This is a genomic window from Chlorobium sp. (genome assembly GCF_036528655.1).
Lineage (GTDB): Bacteria > Bacteroidota > Chlorobiia > Chlorobiales > Chlorobiaceae > Chlorobium.
On record NZ_JAIGND010000022.1, the window covers coordinates 64150 to 82264 of the forward strand.

The 18115-nt window shown below is 51.0% G+C and carries 20 protein-coding genes; 8 read left to right on the forward strand and 12 right to left on the reverse strand.

Annotated elements, in window-relative coordinates; all coding sequences use genetic code 11:
- Positions 1–10: 10 nt before the first annotated feature.
- On the reverse strand, positions 11–1105 hold the full coding sequence (locus tag K4305_RS06355) for an asparaginase (RefSeq protein ID WP_331561552.1): 1095 nt from the start codon (positions 1103–1105) through the stop codon (positions 11–13).
- Positions 1106–1311: 206 nt separating this feature from the next.
- On the opposite strand from K4305_RS06355, the gene K4305_RS06360 reads away from it, so the two are divergent.
- The 7 genes from K4305_RS06360 to pheS all read left to right on the forward strand — a co-directional run bounded on the left by K4305_RS06360 (position 1312) and on the right by pheS (position 9007).
- Positions 1312–3066 (forward strand): glycoside hydrolase family 3 protein, encoded by a 1755-nt coding sequence (locus tag K4305_RS06360; RefSeq protein ID WP_331561553.1) that lies wholly within the window; start codon positions 1312–1314, stop codon positions 3064–3066.
- A 45-nt stretch (positions 3067–3111) separates the two neighbouring features.
- Positions 3112–4521 carry a chlorophyllide a reductase subunit Z gene (gene bchZ, locus K4305_RS06365; RefSeq protein WP_331561554.1) on the forward strand — a complete coding sequence of 470 codons (1410 nt, stop codon included), beginning with the start codon at positions 3112–3114 and terminating at the stop codon, positions 4519–4521.
- A 211-nt stretch (positions 4522–4732) separates the two neighbouring features.
- On the forward strand, positions 4733–6706 hold the full coding sequence (gene thrS / locus K4305_RS06370; protein WP_331561555.1) for a threonine--tRNA ligase: 1974 nt from the start codon (positions 4733–4735) through the stop codon (positions 6704–6706).
- Positions 6707–6729: 23 nt separating this feature from the next.
- Entirely contained in the window at positions 6730–7353 is a 624-nt protein-coding gene (infC, locus tag K4305_RS06375) for a translation initiation factor IF-3 (RefSeq protein WP_331561556.1), read from the forward strand.
- A 42-nt stretch (positions 7354–7395) separates the two neighbouring features.
- Positions 7396–7590 carry a 50S ribosomal protein L35 gene (gene rpmI, locus K4305_RS06380; RefSeq protein WP_331561557.1) on the forward strand — a complete coding sequence of 65 codons (195 nt, stop codon included), beginning with the start codon at positions 7396–7398 and terminating at the stop codon, positions 7588–7590.
- Between the two features lie 26 nt (positions 7591–7616).
- Positions 7617–7964 carry a 50S ribosomal protein L20 gene (gene rplT / locus K4305_RS06385; protein WP_331561559.1) on the forward strand — a complete coding sequence of 116 codons (348 nt, stop codon included), beginning with the start codon at positions 7617–7619 and terminating at the stop codon, positions 7962–7964.
- A gap of 17 nt (positions 7965–7981) precedes the next feature.
- Positions 7982–9007 (forward strand): phenylalanine--tRNA ligase subunit alpha, encoded by a 1026-nt coding sequence (pheS, locus tag K4305_RS06390; RefSeq protein ID WP_331561560.1) that lies wholly within the window; start codon positions 7982–7984, stop codon positions 9005–9007.
- Positions 9008–9108: 101 nt separating this feature from the next.
- On the opposite strand, the gene K4305_RS06395 is transcribed toward pheS, so the two are convergent.
- The 11 genes from K4305_RS06395 to K4305_RS06445 all read right to left on the reverse strand — a co-directional run bounded on the left by K4305_RS06395 (position 9109) and on the right by K4305_RS06445 (position 16426).
- Entirely contained in the window at positions 9109–9501 is a 393-nt protein-coding gene (locus K4305_RS06395) for a DUF6858 family protein (protein ID WP_331561561.1), read from the reverse strand.
- Positions 9502–9687: 186 nt separating this feature from the next.
- Complete coding sequence (gene rplI, locus K4305_RS06400; RefSeq protein WP_331561562.1) at positions 9688–10143, reverse strand: 50S ribosomal protein L9; 456 nt, start codon at positions 10141–10143, stop codon at positions 9688–9690.
- Positions 10144–10178: 35 nt separating this feature from the next.
- Entirely contained in the window at positions 10179–10442 is a 264-nt protein-coding gene (rpsR, locus tag K4305_RS06405; RefSeq protein ID WP_331561563.1) for a 30S ribosomal protein S18, read from the reverse strand.
- A gap of 37 nt (positions 10443–10479) precedes the next feature.
- Positions 10480–10953, reverse strand: a complete 474-nt coding sequence (locus tag K4305_RS06410) for a single-stranded DNA-binding protein (RefSeq protein WP_331561564.1) — start codon at positions 10951–10953, stop codon at positions 10480–10482.
- 66 nt (positions 10954–11019) lie between these two features.
- Positions 11020–11421 carry a 30S ribosomal protein S6 gene (gene rpsF / locus K4305_RS06415; protein ID WP_331561565.1) on the reverse strand — a complete coding sequence of 134 codons (402 nt, stop codon included), beginning with the start codon at positions 11419–11421 and terminating at the stop codon, positions 11020–11022.
- Positions 11422–11652: 231 nt separating this feature from the next.
- A complete protein-coding gene (locus tag K4305_RS06420) occupies positions 11653–12420 on the reverse strand; it encodes an exodeoxyribonuclease III (RefSeq protein ID WP_331561566.1) in 768 nt (255 codons plus the stop codon).
- Positions 12417–13418: a glycosyltransferase family 9 protein gene (locus K4305_RS06425; protein WP_331561567.1), complete on the reverse strand. Its 1002-nt coding sequence runs from the start codon at positions 13416–13418 to the stop codon at positions 12417–12419. Before K4305_RS06425 ends, K4305_RS06420 begins: the two co-directional genes overlap by 4 nt.
- An 88-nt stretch (positions 13419–13506) precedes the next feature.
- The gene (locus K4305_RS06430) at positions 13507–14679 is read right to left on the reverse strand and encodes a thrombospondin type 3 repeat-containing protein (RefSeq protein ID WP_331561569.1); all 1173 of its coding nucleotides are present in this window, start codon (positions 14677–14679) and stop codon (positions 13507–13509) included.
- Positions 14666–15367, reverse strand: a complete 702-nt coding sequence (locus K4305_RS06435) for a hypothetical protein (protein ID WP_331561570.1) — start codon at positions 15365–15367, stop codon at positions 14666–14668. The genes K4305_RS06430 and K4305_RS06435 overlap by 14 nt, the downstream gene beginning before the upstream one ends.
- A 127-nt stretch (positions 15368–15494) precedes the next feature.
- A complete protein-coding gene (locus K4305_RS06440; RefSeq protein ID WP_331561571.1) occupies positions 15495–16022 on the reverse strand; it encodes a DUF3856 domain-containing protein in 528 nt (175 codons plus the stop codon).
- A gap of 23 nt (positions 16023–16045) precedes the next feature.
- Positions 16046–16426 (reverse strand): acyl-CoA thioesterase, encoded by a 381-nt coding sequence (locus K4305_RS06445; protein ID WP_331561572.1) that lies wholly within the window; start codon positions 16424–16426, stop codon positions 16046–16048.
- Positions 16427–16532: 106 nt separating this feature from the next.
- Between K4305_RS06445 and K4305_RS06450 the strand changes: the two genes are divergently transcribed.
- The gene (locus tag K4305_RS06450) at positions 16533–17948 is read left to right on the forward strand and encodes a hypothetical protein (RefSeq protein WP_331561573.1); all 1416 of its coding nucleotides are present in this window, start codon (positions 16533–16535) and stop codon (positions 17946–17948) included.
- Positions 17949–18115: the final 167 nt, after the last annotated feature.

Below are 18115 nucleotides of genomic sequence, written 5' to 3' on the forward strand. Positions count from 1 at the left end.
TGGCATGGCCTCACAGGGTCATTTCGCCGCAGATGAGCGTCTCGATACCTGTTTCCACGAAATCCGTCCCGCACCCTTCGATAAGAGCCTTTCCCGTAAGACAGATAAGCTTGGCAAGAGCTGCTTCCGCGGTAAGATCGTGGCCGCAGACAGCATGTGCACTTTGCTGCAGCCGGTAGCCGGTTTCATAGTTTTTCATCCGAACCGTGCCCGAAAGCACCTGTGTGGCATCAACAACGACGACACCCTGTTCTCGGGCCCGTGCAAGCGCATCGATAAAACCGCCTGATACCGGAGCATTACCCGAACCGAACGATTTCAGCACGATCCCTCTCAACCTGGGCGAAAGGGAAAGCAAAGCGTCGATCATGCCGGCAGGTATTCCCGGAAAAAGCGTCAACGCAACGACGCAATAGTCCGCCATCACCTGCCGCAACAGGGAGAGTTCCTGAAGCCGGGAAATCCTGTTCAGCGGATCGTCAAGCGACACAGCACCAGCCGGCGGATCAAGATGCAGTGAACGGTTGATGACAATCTCCGTGCCGGCTCGTCCCAGCTCGGGATAATTCGGAGATGCAAATGCGCTGAATGAACGGGCATCGACTTTCACTGACCGGTTTCCCCTGAACAGCAGGTGATCGAAAAACAGCGAGACCTCGGGAATATCGAAGGTAGCCGCAAGAATAACGGAAGTCAGAAGGTTCTGCGCGGCATCGCTCCTCTCCTGGAAGAGCGGCAGCTGTGAACCGGTAAAAACAACAGGCTTTGAGAGGCCTTGCAGCAGGAAGGAGAGCGCCGAAGCGCTCCACGACATGGTATCGGTCCCATGCAGTATCACGAAACCGTCATATCGGTCGTAACGTTCAAGTACCCAGACCGCCATAGCAAGCCAGTCGAGCGGGACGAGATCGGAACTGTCTGCAGGCCGGCCTATCCATTCGATGCGGCAGACTATCTCATCGCAGCCAGCGCGCAGGGCTCCACCGCTATACCAGGGAATCGCATTGAACCTCTCCCGGAATATTTCGCCAGGTACGGGAGCAAGCGGAAAGCCCTCACACCCGATAGTCCCCCCGGTATAGAGCAAGGCCACGTTGTAACGCATAGAGATTTTTTCCTGTTACAAATAACGTCAGAACGATCCCGATAAACAGCTGATGCGCTTTCGATTCAGGACTCCCGGCAATATAGACAGAAACCGTGCGTGGCGAAAACGCATCCGCCTGCATGAAATAAACCGCCAGTACCGATTCATCCCTTTTTTTTGTATTCTTTTACAAAACAGAATCGACAACCGGCAAAATCCGCTTCATGACCATTGCAACCCGAATAACCTCTGCCCTGCTTTCAATAGCCCTGATGCTTTCCGTTGCAGCAATGCCTTCGGATGCGAAGCCGAAACCTTCTCATAAAAAATGGCAGGCCCAGTACATTTTCAATCGCAAGGATTCCGGCATCGAAAAAGAGCTCGATCGGATGACGCTTGAAGAAAAAGCAGGCCAGATGATCATTGCGCAGACCGAAAGCCGATACAACAGCGCAGGAGACGCAAACTACCTGCAGCTGCAGCGTCTCGTAAGAGAAGGAAAGGTAGGCGGCATCATGTTCATGAAAGGCGAGGCGTTCAGCGCGGCCATGATGGCAAACAGTTTCCAGGCCATCGCTCCTCGTCCGCTGCTGATGAGCGCAGACATGGAAAGAGGCCTTGCCATGCGCCTTTCCGGCGCAACGGAATTCCCTCCGAATATGGCCCTCGCCGCTGCAAACGACCCGAAACTCGCATTCTCCATGGCCAAAGCCATTTCCAGCGAAGCCCGCACTGTCGGCATTCACCAGAGTTATTCTCCGAATGTCGATCTCAACATCAATCCTGCAAACCCCGTCATCAACACCCGCTCGTTCGGTGACAATATCGAGCAGGCGGTAACCATGAGCAACGCCATAATCGAAGGGCTGCAATCCCATGGCATGATTGCGACAGCAAAACATTTTCCCGGACATGGAGACGTAACGGTTGACAGTCATCTGGCGCTCCCCGTACTCAGCGCCGGCAGACAGCGGCTCTTCGACTACGAGCTCAAGCCCTTCAAAGCCGCTATCGATCATGGAGTCATCAGCATCATGACCGGGCATCTTGCCGTTCCCGGACTGACCGGCACCATGGAACCCGCATCGATTTCCAGAACCATCGTTACCGGCCTTCTGCGTAACGAACTCGGTTTTCAGGGCATCATCATCACCGACGCGCTGAATATGAAAGCGCTCTACAACGGCAATAACGTGCAGGAAATTTCAGTCAAAGCCGTACAGGCGGGCAACGACCTGCTGCTTTTTTCTCCGGACCCCGAACAGACACACTCGGCAATCGTCCAGGCCGTAAGGGAAAAGAGGATTCCGGAGGAGCAGATCGACGCGTCGGTCAGACGAATTCTCAAGATCAAAAAATGGCTTGATCTTGAAGGGAACAAGCTGATCGATCTCAACAGGGTGCCGCTTGCCATAAGTCCCGAATCGCACAGGAACCTTGCAAAAGAAATATCCTCCCGTTCCGTAACCCTGATAAGGCAGGATCCGCGTCACCTCCCGCTGAGAACCAATGGCGGAGCAAACCGGATGCTCAACATCATCCTGCAGGATAAAAACAATCCTGAAACCGGCAGACAGTATGCCGAAATGCTGGGACGCACATTCCCGGCTACGACAGTGAGAATCGATCCCAAAACCGATTCGGCATCATATACAGCGATCAGGGAAGCCGCAACAGGCGCAGATGCCATAATCATTTCCTCTTATGTCCAGGTCTTTTCAGGTTCCGGAACGCTCCGGATTACCGGTGAACAACAACGGTTCCTGCAAATGCTCTCCCGCTCGCTTCCTCCTGAAAAACCTCTGATCTTCGTATCATTCGGAACGCCGTACCTCATCAGTGCATTCCCTGACATACGGACTGCAGTAAGCACCTACTCATCGAACTCCGCAAGCGAGGATGCGGTTATCCGGCTGCTCAAGGGAGAACTTGGCGCTACGGGAAAACTTCCCGTTTCGCTTTACGGGGCAATGCAGTAAATGACCCCCTGCATGTAATCAAGGAATACACTCATTACTGGAACCATGGGAAAAACCGTTCGTGACGAATCGACTGCAAGCGCATACTGGGCTGCGGTCAATACCTTCTGCTCGCTCCGCGATGTTCACGTCGTAGCCGACGCTCCGGTAGGTTGTTATAATCTGGTAGGCGTTGCCGTCATGGACTACACCGACGCAATACCCTACCTTGAGAATTTTACGCCAACCAGTCTTACTGAAAAGGAGATATCCTCGTCAGGAAGCACCGAAACAGTACGTGATATCCTTGACAGACTTCCTGCTGCCGACAGGCATATTATCCTTGTATCCAGCGCTGAAAGCGAAATGATCGGCAGCGATCATGAGCGCATGCTTGAAATGCAGTTCCCGGACGTCACATTCTTCCCTTCCGACTCTCTCGGAGAGGATGAGTGGCAGGGCAGGGACAGGGCTCTGCAATGGCTTTTCGGAAAGTTCGATGACGGAAAGCCTGCCGTAATCGAAAAAGGGACTGTCGGCATCATCGGTCCGACATACGGATGCTTCAACAGTCCTTCGGATCTCTCCGAGATCAAGAGAATCATAAACGGCTGCGGAGCGCGCGTCAGCCGCGTCTATCCGTTTGAAAGCAGACTCGCAGATATTTCAAGCCTGAAAAACTCCGAGGTCATTGTCGTGCTCTATCGCGAATTCGGCAGTTCACTTGCCGAATCGCTGGGACGTCCGGTTCTTTACGCGCCTTTCGGTCTCGAAGAGACCAGGCAATTCATTACGGATATCGGCAGGCTAACAGGAAACACAGAGAAAGCCGCATCGTTTCTGCAGGAGGAAAAAAACGGCACGCTCAAACCGGTATGGGACCTCTGGAGAGGTCCGCAGGCTGAATGGTTCCCTACCGTCCGTTTCGGCGTAACCGCAGGAAAAAGCTATGCTCGCGGACTCGAAAAATTTCTTTCCGGAGAGATGGGCATGCAATGCATGTTCAGCCACTACACTCCGGGAGCAGACAATACTCTGCTGCGCGACGAAATAAAGGAAAAACAGCCGCAGTTCCTTTTCGGGCGCATGGCAGACAAGATCTATCTGGCCGAACTCGACTCAAAGACGAAATTCATTCCCGCAGGCTTCCCCGGCCCAATTGTCCGCAGGGCTCTTGGTACCCCGTTCATGGGACACAGCGGCGCGGTTTACCTGCTGCAGGAGATCGTGAACGCTCTCTACGACATGCTCTTCAACTTCCTGCCCATACAGAAAAGAAGCATCACCGCCGAAGACGCGCTGACGAGGATCACCTGGACCGGAGAAGCAGAAGCGCTGCTCAACGAATTGGTGAAAAAAGCCCCGTTCATCAGCCAGATATCGTTCGGACGCGAACTTAAAACAAGGGCCGAAACTCTGGCAAGGAAAACCGGAAAAGAAACCGTAACTGCTGAACTGCTCCGGAATATAGGCTGAATTTGCTTTTTCAATATTTTATTCGTATCGTTGAAGTCCACTTAACGGTAACGGGAATTGTCGTGCATAACGACGCGCTCAGCCCTCCCGGCCGTGCAGTACTGACATAAAGAGGCTGGACACATTTTTTTTCTTCTCTCCTTCGGAGAGATCCCGCGTTGTACCGGAACAACCGTCCGGCGACGCAGCATGACGAAACGACAACAACAGCATGTCCGATATACAGGAACAGCAGGCTTCGATAGCCATCACCCTGCCTGACGGGACGGTTCGCACCGTTCCCTCCGGAAGTACCGGTTTTGATATAGCGCTCTCCATCGGCAAGCGGCTTGCCGAGAATGCACTTGCCGTTACCATCAACGGCAAACCCGCGGATCTCCATACGCCGATCCGGAGCGACTCGAGCATGGAAATCGTCACGTTCGACTCGCCGCTCGGGCGCGATATATTCTGGCACAGCGCGAGCCATATCATGGCTCAGGCCATAGAGGAACTCTACCCCGGAAGCCGCTTCGGTGCGGGACCGGCGACTGAACATGGCTTCTATTACGACGTAGCTTCGGAACACCGGTTCCGCGAAGAGGATCTCCGGCTGATCGAGCAGAAAATGCTGGAAATCGGAAAACGTGACATCCTCCTGAAGCGCGAAGAGATGAAACGTTCCGATGCAATAGCGTATTTCACCGGCGTGCGCAACGACCCTTACAAGGTTGAAATCCTCAACGATACCCTGAAAGAGGTCGAAACCGTATCGCTCTATCACCAGGGATCGTTCACCGACCTCTGCTCCGGGCCGCACCTGCCCACGACGGCGAAACTCAAGGCCGTTCTCCTTACCAATATCTCTTCATCATACTGGCGCGGTGACTCCTCGAGGGAGAGCATGCAGCGCATCTACGGCATCGCTTTTCCGTCCGAGAAACTGCTCAGGGAGCACATCGCAAGACTTGAGGAAGCCAAACGAAGGGACCACCGCAAACTCGGCGCCGAGCTCGAGCTGTTCATGCTCTCACCTGAAATCGGCAGCGGCCTGCCGGTCTGGCTGCCCAAAGGCGCCATCATCCGCAGCGAACTTGAAACGTTCCTGAAAGAAGAACAGCGCAAACGGGGCTATCTGCCGGTCTACACACCGCATATCGGCAATATCGGCCTCTATAAGCGATCGGGTCATTATCCCTATTACAGCGATTCGCAGTTCCCTCCGTTGACCTATCATGACGAGGACGGCAAGCAGGAGCAGTACCTGCTCAAACCTATGAACTGTCCGCACCACCATCTGATTTACAGTTCGAAGCTGCGCAGTTATCGTGATCTGCCGATACGTCTTACCGAGTTCGGCACAGTCTACCGCCACGAACAGTCCGGCGAACTCAACGGGCTGGTACGAGCAAGAGGATTCACGCAGGACGACTCTCACATCTACTGCCGGCCTGACCAGCTTGTCGATGAAATCTGCAACGCCATCGATCTGACGCAGTTCGTTTTCCGTACACTTGGATTCTCCGAGGTTCAGACCCGCCTCTCCATGCACGATCCTGCCAACCGGGAAAAATACGGCGGTACGGCGGAAGTATGGGAACAGGCGGAAAAGGATGTTCGGGAAGCTGCCGATCGTATGGGCATAGACTATTTCATTGGCATCGGTGAAGCGAGTTTCTACGGCCCGAAAATCGATTTTATCGTCCGCGATGCGCTTGGCCGCAAATGGCAGCTCGGTACCGTCCAGGTCGATTACGTGATGCCCGAGCGCTTTGACCTCAGCTATATCGGCAGCGACGGTCAGAAACATCGACCGGTGGTCATACACCGTGCACCGTTCGGCTCCATGGAACGCTTTATCGGCGTCCTGATAGAACATACCGCCGGGAATTTTCCGCTCTGGCTCGCTCCGGTTCAGGCAATCGTTCTCCCGATCGCAGAGGATGTGCATGACTACGCGAAAACCGTCCACGCCGCTTTGCTTGCGGCTGGCATCCGCGCAGAGATCGATATGAGAAGCGAAAAAATAGGAAAGAAAATCAGGGAAGCGGAAGTCGGTAAAATTCCCTGTATGGTTGTCGCCGGACAGAAGGAACGGGAAAATAGCGAAGTATCGTTACGCCGCCACAGGAAAGGCGACATGGGCAGCTTCAGCGTTGCCGCTCTTACAGATATGCTCAGAAAGGAAATAACGGAACGAATCTGACTTTTTAAACTAATGCTGATCTCATGAAGAAACAGAAGACGACGACTCAGAAGCCGAAACTTTCCTACCGGGTCAACGAACAGATCCGCGTTCCGGAAGTGCGTATTGTCTTTCAGGACGGAACCCAGCAGGTCATGAAAACCCTGGACGCAAGACGTATGGCAGAAGATCGGAATCTTGACCTGATCGAAGTACAGCCCAACGCCGAACCTCCTGTATGCAAACTGGACAACCTCGGCAAGCTTCTCTTCAAAATGGACAAACGGGAGAAAGACCTCAAGAAAAAGCAGAAAACCACGACGCTCAAGGAACTGCGGTTTCATCCCAATACCGACAAGCACGACTTCGATTTCAAGACCGCCCATCTCGAGGAGTTTCTTCGGAAAGGAAACAGAGTAAGGGCCACTATCGTCTTTCTCGGACGGTCGATCATCTACAAGGACAAAGGCCTCGAGCTTGCCGAACGCCTGACCGAACGGCTCAGCTGCGTCAGCAACCGTGACGGAGATCCAAAATTCGAAGGAAAAAAACTCTTCGTCTATTTCGAACCGGATAAAAAGAAAATTGACGCATTTGAACGTATCAAAGCCAAAACAAGCGCCATATCATCACCTGCGCCTGCACCGGAACCGAAAAGCGGAGAATAAATCGGCACAGGCCTGTTTTTTTACAATACAAATGAGACGATCATGCCTAAAATGAAATCACACAGAGGAGCATGCAAGCGATTCAAAGCGACTGCCTCCGGAAAAATCAAACGTGAACGAATGAACGGTTCGCACAACCTCGAAAAAAAGAACAGAAAACGTACTCGCCGCCTTCATCAGTCGACAATGCTTGACGGAACAAAAGAAAAGCAGATCAAGCGGATGATTCTTGCATAAATTGACAACCTTAATTGTAGAGAACAATGCCTAAAGCCAATAATGCCGTTGCATCCAGGGCGCGGAGAAAAAGAGTCCTCAAGAAAGCCAAAGGCTTCTGGGGATCGAGAGGAAATATCCTGACCGTCGTCAAACACGCCGTCGATAAAGCCGAACAGTACGCCTATCGCGACCGCCGCGCAAAAAAACGCAACTTCCGTTCGCTATGGATCATGCGTATTAACGCTGCTGCCCGCCTGAACGGCACCACTTATTCTAAACTTGTCGATGCGATGAATAAAAAAAGCATCGAAATAGACCGCAAAGCCCTTGCAGAAATCGCCGTCAAGGATCCTGCCGCTTTTACACAGATCGTCAAATCAGTCATCGGTTAAGCATCAGCTCGCTTGCAATGGAAGAAGCAATCCTTAGTCTGCAGCAGGAAATCAATGCCTTCGAGATCCGGAACGCCAGGGATCTCGAAGCGTTCAGGCATGCCTATACGGTCCGTAAGGGGCGAATAGCGGCTCTTTTCTCTCAACTGAAATCCGTCGAAGCCTCCCGGAGACCAGGGATAGGTCAATTGCTCAACGCACTCAAACTTACTGCAGACGAAAAGATCGAAGCGGCCAACGCCGCATTTTCTTCTCCGACAGCCCGCAAATCGCAGGCTATCGATCTCACTCTGCCCGGAAGAAGGGAATTCAGCGGAAGCGAACACCCCGTCCAGAAGGTGCTTGGCGAGATGAAGCAGATATTCCATGCGATGGGATTCAGCATAGCCACCGGTCCGGAACTCGAGCTTGACCGGAACAACTTCGATATGCTGAACTTTCCTCCCGACCATCCTGCCAGAGATATGCAGGACACCTTTTTTGTCACCAGAGGAAATCCCGGTGGAGACGTACTGCTGAGAACCCATACCTCTCCTGTACAGGTCAGAGTGATGCTCGACAATAAACCTCCGATACGGGTGATCTGCCCCGGAAAGGTATACCGGAACGAGGCAATCAGTTCACGCAGCTATTGCGTATTCCACCAGCTCGAAGGACTCTATATCGATAAAAACGTCTCCTTCGCCGACCTGAAAGCCACCATCTTTTCATTTGCCCGACAGATGTTCGGCACGGATGTGAAGCTGCGCTTCAGGCCAAGTTTTTTTCCCTTCACCGAACCCTCGGCCGAAGTCGATGTCACCTGCTATCTGTGCGGCGGCAAGGGATGCCGCGTCTGCAAAAAATCGGGTTGGCTTGAAATCATGGGATGCGGCATGGTGCATCCGAACGTCATGCGCAACTGCGGCATAGACCCGGAAACCTGGTCGGGATATGCATTCGGCATGGGTGTTGACAGAACCGTGCTGCTTCGCTATAAAATCGACGATATTCGGCTGTTGTTCGAAAACGACGCGCGTATGCTTCGTCAGTTTCCTGCATAAACGGCATGAAGAAGAGCAGACAGAAACAGAAAAAACCTCCGGAGAAACAAACAACTCCGGAGGTTTTTTTCTTTCTTCAAAAAAAGAGGTGCACGGATACCCTATTTATCTTTCAGCTCTTTTGTCCAGGTTTCCATTGCCTCGTTAGCCGCAGGATTGGGGGCTTCCAGAAACGTTATGACAAACGAATTCTCAAGTTCGACGACACCGATAGACCTGGGACGCACGGCAAGCACTCCCGGATTTGGAATCTCTTTTCCGAAACAGAACAGAATGTTCCCGGCATCCCTGATTCCCGGAGCTATCACCCCGTCAGGCAGCGAAGAGGTATGAGCATAATGATCGAAAACACCGATAAATTTTATCCCCGGATTGGCATCGATCCGCTCTTTAAAACGTGCCATAATATCATCCACGCTACCGCAGCTTGTTTCGGCTTTGTCAAGCTCCAGCGTGTAGATGGGGTATTTCTCCTGCAAAAGTGTCTGGATCATATCTGTTCCCCTTTTTTATGTTCAATGGTACTTCAGTGCTGTCTATCCCGGTCTGCCGGTGGGATGCAGACCGTATTATCGTATTCTACGGCAGGATCGAAGAATTTCCAAAGCCGACACAATAAAAAAAGCTCCATGGCTGTTTTACGCCATGGAGCACGGTAATGACAGAATAGAAAACAGCGCTCAGGATGCCGCGGCTTCCGCTTCCACTTCGAAGCTGACTTTAACCGTTACATCCGAGAAAAGCTTCGCTTCGGCCTCATATTTGCCGAGAGCTTTGACCGGGGCTTCGAGAGTGATCTTTCTGCGATCGATATCGACTCCCTGAGCTTTCAGTGCCTCGGCAATATCGGATGATGTCACCGTACCGAAAAGCTTGCCTGACTCTCCGGCCCTGGCAGAAACCTTTATGATCATCTGTTCGATTTTCTGGGCAAGCTCGCGAGCATGTATACGCTGCTGTTCGATTTTTTTAGCCTGCTGTTTTTTTTCGGTTTCAAGAGCCTTGAGCGTCCCATCGGTCGCCCTTATAGCCATACCCTGCGGAATCAGGAAGTTGTTCGCATAACCATTCTTTACTGCAACAACGTCACCTGCATCGCCAAGGGCAGCCACATCCTTTCGTAAAATGATTTTCACTTTAGCGTCCTTGTTTCAAGAGATTGCAAAATTGTTTACTTGTATTCGTCGGCAACATATGGAATCACCGCCAGGAACCTTGCCCATTTCACCGAATGGGTCAGAAGATTCTGTTCTTTTGCGGAAAGTCCTGTGATGCGACGGGGAATGATCTTCCCCTGATCGTTAATGAAACGTTTCAGCTTGCGCTCGTCGCGGTAGTCGAAAAACACAATCTGGTTTTTCGAAGTTTTCTTTTTGGAAGCCAAAGCGTTTCCCAACGATTTGTTCCCCATCTGCTGTGCGGGTTTCTGTCTCATAGGTAGTTCTTCACAAATTTGTTCTTTTCACTTCCTGTCAGTCGGAAGAGAGATATTTGTATTCGTAAATATGGCCGGGATCTTCATCCGTAAGATCTCCATGATGCATATCATGGCAATCGTCCTCGATGAAGCCCTCCTCGTCCTCTTCGCCGTTACGTTTGCGTTTATTGAGGAACTGGATTCTCCTGGCCTTGATCTCGACAACCGTTCTCGAAGATCCGTCCTGCGCCTTCCATGTACGGCTCTGCAGTTCGCCGTCAACCAGCACTGCAGAACTTTTCTTCAGATTGTCACGGCAGCTTTCGGCAAGTTTGTTCCATGCAACCACTCCGACGTAGCAGACATCTTCCTGCCACTGATGGTTGCTGTCACGAAACCTTCTGTTGCATGCGATTGAAAAATTAACGACCGGCGTCCCTCCTGAATTAGTCTGCCTGAACACAGGATCTTTGGTCAGGTTTCCAGCAATGATGACACTGTTGATTTCAGGCATCTTCAATTCAGCCATAGCATCTTCTCCGTTTTATTCTCCATTGAAATCAATACACGCCTGCACATTTTCCGAACCTTGTCTTCACTTCGCATCCTTGCCGGACTCGCTGGCTTCAGCAGCCGCGGCATCTTCGGGACTGCCGATAACAACGCTGTACTTCTCGACTCTCTTTCGCATTTCAAGAAGTCCGCTGGTAAGATGGATAATAAGGTAACGGAGAAGGTCGTCTTCGTAACGGAGCACCTTCTCTACTTCCGCGATAACCGGAGTCGCCGCGGTAAATTCGATGTGAGCATAGTAACCGATAGTTTTCTTGCGGATCGGATAGGCCATCTTTCTTCTTCCGATTTCAAGAACGCTGCTGATGCTCCCGCCCTTGGCGGTGATGGTTTTCTGTACCATTTCCATTGCCGCGGCAATAGCTTCGTCCTGAAGCCCGCCGTCAACAATGACGGTACATTCATACAGTTTAGTTGTTTCCATAGCGCAATTGTCTGTGAGATTGAGATCGTCAACTGCTTGCATGCGGCGGGATCAGGGCATTGCGCACACCCCTCTCCGCGGCTTTATCGCGAAAAATCGCAATAAACACCACCTGCAAATTTGAACCTTAAAGGTAAGGGTTAGATGTCACTTTTCCAACCATCAAAATCGCCCATTCGGAAGCCCGATACCATAGCGCATCATGACGTTTCAGCGCAGAAAACGACACGCTCAGTCAAATGCCATTTCCAGCATAACAGGCGCATGATCGGAGCTTTTTTCTTCAGTATCTACCGAAGCGCCGATGACACTGGATACAAGTTCGGCTGAAAGATAGAAGCAGTCGATACGCCATCCAAGGTTGCGCTCGCGGGCCTGCCTCCAGTATGGCCACCAGGTGAACAGGTCTTTTCTGTCAGGATACAGATCGCGCATGATATCCCGGAGTCCGCCGTCTATCTGACGCTGGATTGCCGAACGCTCCTCGGGCCTCAAACCGACTGCACCCGGCTTGTTCTGGGAACGATGCACATCGATGTCGCGGTGAGCGACATTTATGTCGCCTGTCAGAATAACCCGTTTTCCCGATCCGAGGAGTTCCGATACGTACCCCCTCAGGGATTCGAGATAGTCAAGCTTTATCCGGTAATGCTCCTCGCTCTCTCCGCGAGGCACATAGGTGCCTATCAGCGAGAATAGCGGTGTATGCAGCACCCCTGTCCGGTTTTCAAGATCGAACAGGGGGATTTCCCATATAACCTCTCCGGAAAAAAAGTTTTCCTTCAAAAGAAAACCTGTCCCGCTGTACCCCTTGCGGACAGTCGAACCGTTCCAGAACTTGCGGTAACCGGCAATATCGGCTATCTCCGCCGGTATGTCCTCCGCTGCGGCCTTCACCTCCTGAAGAACGAGCAGATCGGGCTGACGAGACTCTATCCAGGACAGGAGCGCATCTTTTCGGGCTCTGATCCCATTTATGTTCCAGGATGCGACTTTCATTGACGAACAGTATTGAAATATTCAAGAATTGCACCGGCTACGGCATCCTCGCTGATATCGTTCATGCAGCGAAAGTGTCCTTCCGGACAGAAATCCCTTCCGATATGCGAGCAGGGCCGGCAACGAAGACCCGAAACCTCGAAAAGCTCGAATGGGGTATGATAAGGAAGGAATCCGAACGATGAAACAGAGGAGCCGAACAGGACGAAAAGCTGTTTGCCGAATGCCGAAGCCATGTGCATGAGCCCGGTATCGTTGGTAAGTACTGCATCCGACCGCTCAAGCACCGCTGCCGTCTGCATGAGCGAGCATCTGCCTGCATAATCGACAACCCGCTTGCGCATATCGGTTGGAATATTCTGCAGAATATCGGCAGCATAGGGAGCATCATCCGTACCGCCCAGCAAAATCACCTGCAGAGGCATTGCTTCGAACAGCAGCGACAGCAAACGAGCGAATTTCAACGGCGGAAATCGCTTCGATGCGTGCATGGCGCCAAAACAGAGGGCAAGACGGGGACCGTCGCATCCGGGAAGAGCATTTGCAAACGACCTGTCCTCACCAGACGGATAGAGTTCACATCGCCGTTCGTCAGCCTTTACTCCTGAACCGGCAACAGGTTCCCTGTATCGCTCGACAACGGAACGGTACTCCCCGGTCAGATCGATCCCCGACTTCACGAGCAGCCATTTTTTCCTGTTACCCTTGCGATACCTGACCGTTCTTCCTGCATCGAGCATCCTGACAAGCTTGCGTGACCGGATATTATTCTGAAGATCGACAACCAGATCGTAGCGACCGGCAGGTGGATTATCCGGAGTGAAAAGCGCGTTAAGGCGCGGGTTCTCTTCAAGCAGTGCTCTGAAGGGCTCTTTTGTGCAATAGTCTAACCTTACACCGGGAAAGGCAGTCGCCAACTCACGCAAAAGCGGCGTAGTGAGAATAATATCGCCGATTGAACTCAGCCGTATAACTAAAATCGTTTCAATTTCCCCCATACACATTCCGGCTGTTCATTTCTGATGGTGTTCATGTAATGCAGCTCAAATATTAATAAAAAATGCCACATCACATGAAACAACATCACTAACGCAGTGGCGTCAGTACCCTTCCGGAGGACTTTTTCAACTGATTCTGCGGGGTCAGCGGCTTAATCTGCCGTATAAGAGGCAACTGTCGACTTCTGTCGATCGGCGGGATGACTATCGGTGACGAAGGGTCCTTGATCTGCCAGAAACGGTCATAGACTCCCGGAACACCTTTGCAGCCGAAAACATTGAATGCCGTATCGCACGCATCTCCCTTCCCGTCACAATCGCCGTCTTCCTGGCCAGGGTTAGTCTGACCGATACAATTATCACAGGCATCCCCAATACCATCGCCATCCGAGTCCTTCTGGTCAGGATTGCTTGTAAAATCGCAATTGTCGCTCATGTCCGGAACACCGTCACCATCGATATCGCTGTCACAGAGATCCCCTGTTCCGTCACCATCCGAATCCTTCTGACCCGCATTGGCTTTCAATGGACAATTGTCACAGACATCACCAATACCATCGCCATCCGAATCCTTCTGATCCGCATTGGAAACGTTCCTGCAGTTATCAAGAATATCGTACACTCCGTCCCCGTCACTGTCAACAAGGGGAGAAGAGGTAGTCATCGACTCGGTCCATTCCCCGTCACTGTTTTTTACAGCATCGCTATAAGAAGCCATAACACAGTTTCCCTCTCCTCCAGGATCCATTATATGAACAATACCTCCGGCAATATCGGTGTACCCCTTTACGACAGTATAATGTGCCCCGCCATCAGCCCATTCTATATAACGAAACACCGGGTTTCCGTTATCGATTTCATGCTTGATCTCACTGAAGCTCAACGCTCTGTGCAATGGAAATGCTGTCGGAACACCCAAATGCGTCATGATTCCCTGAACACCCGGAGGATTTTCGGTGTAGTTATAGGCGGAGGGATCGGAACAGACATTATCGACATTCAATGAGGTATTCTGTTTCAGAACCCATTCAACCACGTGGCACTGAGCGTAATTCTTTCCATTGTAGGCAAGCACAGCTTCTGCAACTGCGGCCCAGCACCAGTTGCCTTGCACCTGGCCTGTTGTTGGAACAGAAAGAGTCTTGACATCGAGTTTTGGTACAGCATTGCCGTCATTGTAACATAACACCGAAAAAGCAAGATACAGACAGAAGAAAGACCGAAGCCAATGCGTGATACCTGGTTCATCATTTCTTCTCATGATCCATCTCCAGGATGTTTTGTTTCATAAGAAGCAAGACCTCTTTTGCTGACCTCAGAACCTGTCGCGAAGGATATGACGCATCTTGCGTGTAAATATCGGAGGTTTTAAGGGAAAATGCCGTACGGGCAGATTGGAGAGGAATAAGTCTCGTATCGCTTTCCGTTGCTCCCAGAAGAATAAAATCCGAATACGATCGTTCACCAAGTACTTTTACAAGTCTTACAGCAGCCTTACCATTTCGAGCATAGGGATGCCCGAGAATGCTGTTGAGCTGGTTTGCAACACCAGCCTCCCCTATACGGACAACCTTGAAAGACATCCCGTCACCTGCCACAGTCAGGAGTGTTCTTATTCGTCCGTCGACTATAACGGGAATGACCCAGCGCCTGGCGGAAGGAAGCTGGAGCAGTGAAAGATTATCACCGTTGTATGTCCTGACCGAAGATGCCCGAAGATAAAACACTTCTATAGGGTTACCCGGATTTGCCTTCCGGAACTCGGACGTATGGTAAAAGCCATACTCGTTAATCTCTTTTGGAGGTATAAGATTCAGCCATGATTGCAGCCCCTGGCTTGCAGCATTGGTGACCTGCAATGGGGCTTCACCCGGAAGCGCAACCGCTCCTGATGGCTTCGCTGCAGAAACAGCAAGAACAATTGCAAGGAGTATCACTGATATTTGCATATCTCACAGTTGGTTATGCACACCATAAACGTCAGCGTGACACACGTGTATACATAAAAACAGCAAGCCGACACTTTCCTTTACAAAGTACGCAAAACAAATAATCGCATCAAAAAGAATCTGCCATTCACGACCAGAACTCCCACCATGCTCTGTAGCCCGGTTTCCGAGCAGACTTCGACAAGCAGCCAGAAACAGAAAGCCGCTCCGCGATCTGTCGAAGCATATCTTCCCTTCCCGGCAATTCTCCATTGCGCTCCGCAATCATTTCTCCTGCCATACCGAGCGCTTTTGCCGCATCCTCCAGAGCGCCGGTCTCCTGTAGTGCGATACCGCGACTGAATACAACCGAAATCCACTGTTTTCCTTCGTCCTTCTGCAATTCACCCCGTCGGTTGAAGTAGCGAAGCGCACGATCCGCGGAATCCAGACATTCGGCATACTCTCCCATGCCCGCTTGCGCCGAAGCAAGCACAGCAAAACAGAGGCCGTCGAAGCCCTCATGGTCGAAGGCTTCTTCCGGCGGCATGGTTCCCGATATCTCCATGGCTTTTCTCGATTCAGCGGCAGCTTCAGCAAACATACCATCCTGCAGTTTCTTCTGCGCTTCAGCAAGCACCATGTACGACATGGCGACTTCTTTGAGTGGTTTCATTCCTTGTGCTTTTCATCTTTCTTTCAAACCCTGTCAGTCAGTACGGCAGCAAGCCCTGCCGGAATCTGAGGCCGTCCTCTTTCATTGAGCGCCGTACCGATAATCTTCGCCTTAACGACAGGCTTCATGTCCGGCAGTCGGTAGATATCCTGGTAAAATGCGAACTTCAGCTGCGACTCCCGCCTGAAGTTCAACCCGACAACAAACCGGTCGCCGCTTTTAAGCGGATACCTGTAATCCAGTTCAGCCCTGACGACGACGAGATTGATGCCTTTTCTCGTATAATCGGCAAAATCTATTCCAACCCGCTTCAGATACTCATGCCGGACATGCTCAAGATAGTTCTGATAGACGCTGTTATTGACAATACCCTGCATGTCGCATTCGTAGTCTCTGACACTCATCTCATGAGTGTACGCATAGGATGCATAAATCATATTCATCTCTGCTTGACTTATTCAAGTGTCACAGGTACTGGAAACTGGTTATGAATATTGTTATTCGGCGGACATGTACCAGAAAAACATCAAACTCGCCTTAAAATTACCGTTGGTGATAAGGCTTCACTGTTACTATATTTTAAAGCAGTTCGATATTCAGGGTTTCGCACATACTTTAAAGGAGAACATGATTATGATACTACGATCATCCCCTTTTTTCAAAGTAATATCGCGTTCTTTTCTGACTGTCGGAGCCGCGCTGCTCCTGATCCTTTCACTCCCATCTGACGATTCATCCGGCATGTCCCTGGACAAATCCGGAAAATGGATAGGATGGGACACACGGCTTGACCCTCCCGCATCAAACGCAATAGAGAAAAAATTCTCATCTGAATCAAGAAAATACACATTCAAAGGTACAGGATACTCCTATTACGTAGACGGAGGGACACATGCAACGCCTGGAGTCTATTTCGACTACAGCGTCGCTGCATCATATGATATCGACACCGAAACCGCAAAAGAGACGATCACGATCAGCGGTTCGAACCCTCCTGTTAACCCTCCCTTATATTATACAGGAACATATCGCAGCAGCAAAGATCCGTGGCTGCAGAAAAATGTTCAATGCAGCATCGTCTCCCAGTCAGGATCGCTGATGCCCTATGTGCAGCGATTGGGAAGACCCCTGAGTGCAGGGGCTCTTACAAGCTCACAAATGGCCATGTTCAAAAAGTATGCCATTGAGCAGGCAAAAATACTTGAAATCGCAGAACCAAGGGAAAATGCTCAATACTCGTCTAAAAACGATATGCTCTTCATGGTAAAACAACGTATACCTGATGATCTCGAAATACCGGCTGTATCAAAAATAATGCTGGATATACGGAACATGGACAATCCCTCGAAGAGCATGGCAAAAATCATTCAATCCTCAGGCAGTGGTCATGTCTGGCTGAAAACATTACCGATCGAACCCGGCACATGGCGTGTACGCAGCTACATTTATTCTCCGATCATGGAACTGCCAGCTAATGCTCTCTGGCGATCGTTCGTGGTAACAGAGCAAACCACGCTCGGAAAACCGCCAGTACAACCGCCGCTCTCGATCCTTGAACCAAAGGCTGGTAGCACTGTTTTACAGGGAAATAATCTTGCTGTCCATCTATCCTTCGGTCAGCCCGTTAAACCCGGACAATCTTTAATCGACATTATCCTCAGAAAATATACAGTAACTGCACCGGGGCAGTGGCCGAAACCTCCTGAAATCCGCTACCAGCAGACTCAATCAATATCCTCATCAAAAGCAATATTGTCCATTCCTGGCGATGCTCTCGTCGATGCGGGAAACTACCAGCTCGAAATTGTTTTTTTCCCTAATGGGAAATCAGGAGCAAACGTTATTTCTTCCACGGCAAAACAGGAATTCAAGGCGGCAGGAATCAAAATGCAAAAGATCAAAAGATTATCGAATCCGCAGCAATAAGGCAGGAGACAGGAGGAAGGCTCGGCAGGGGAAAGCCGGTAAAATCAGGAACGGCCATAAAACACGAAAGCCTGTCGAAAGACAGGCTTCTTGCGTGTATAAAAATTCTCGGCGACGACCTACTCTCCCGCGTGAAGCAGTACCATCGGCTCTCCAGGGCTTAACGA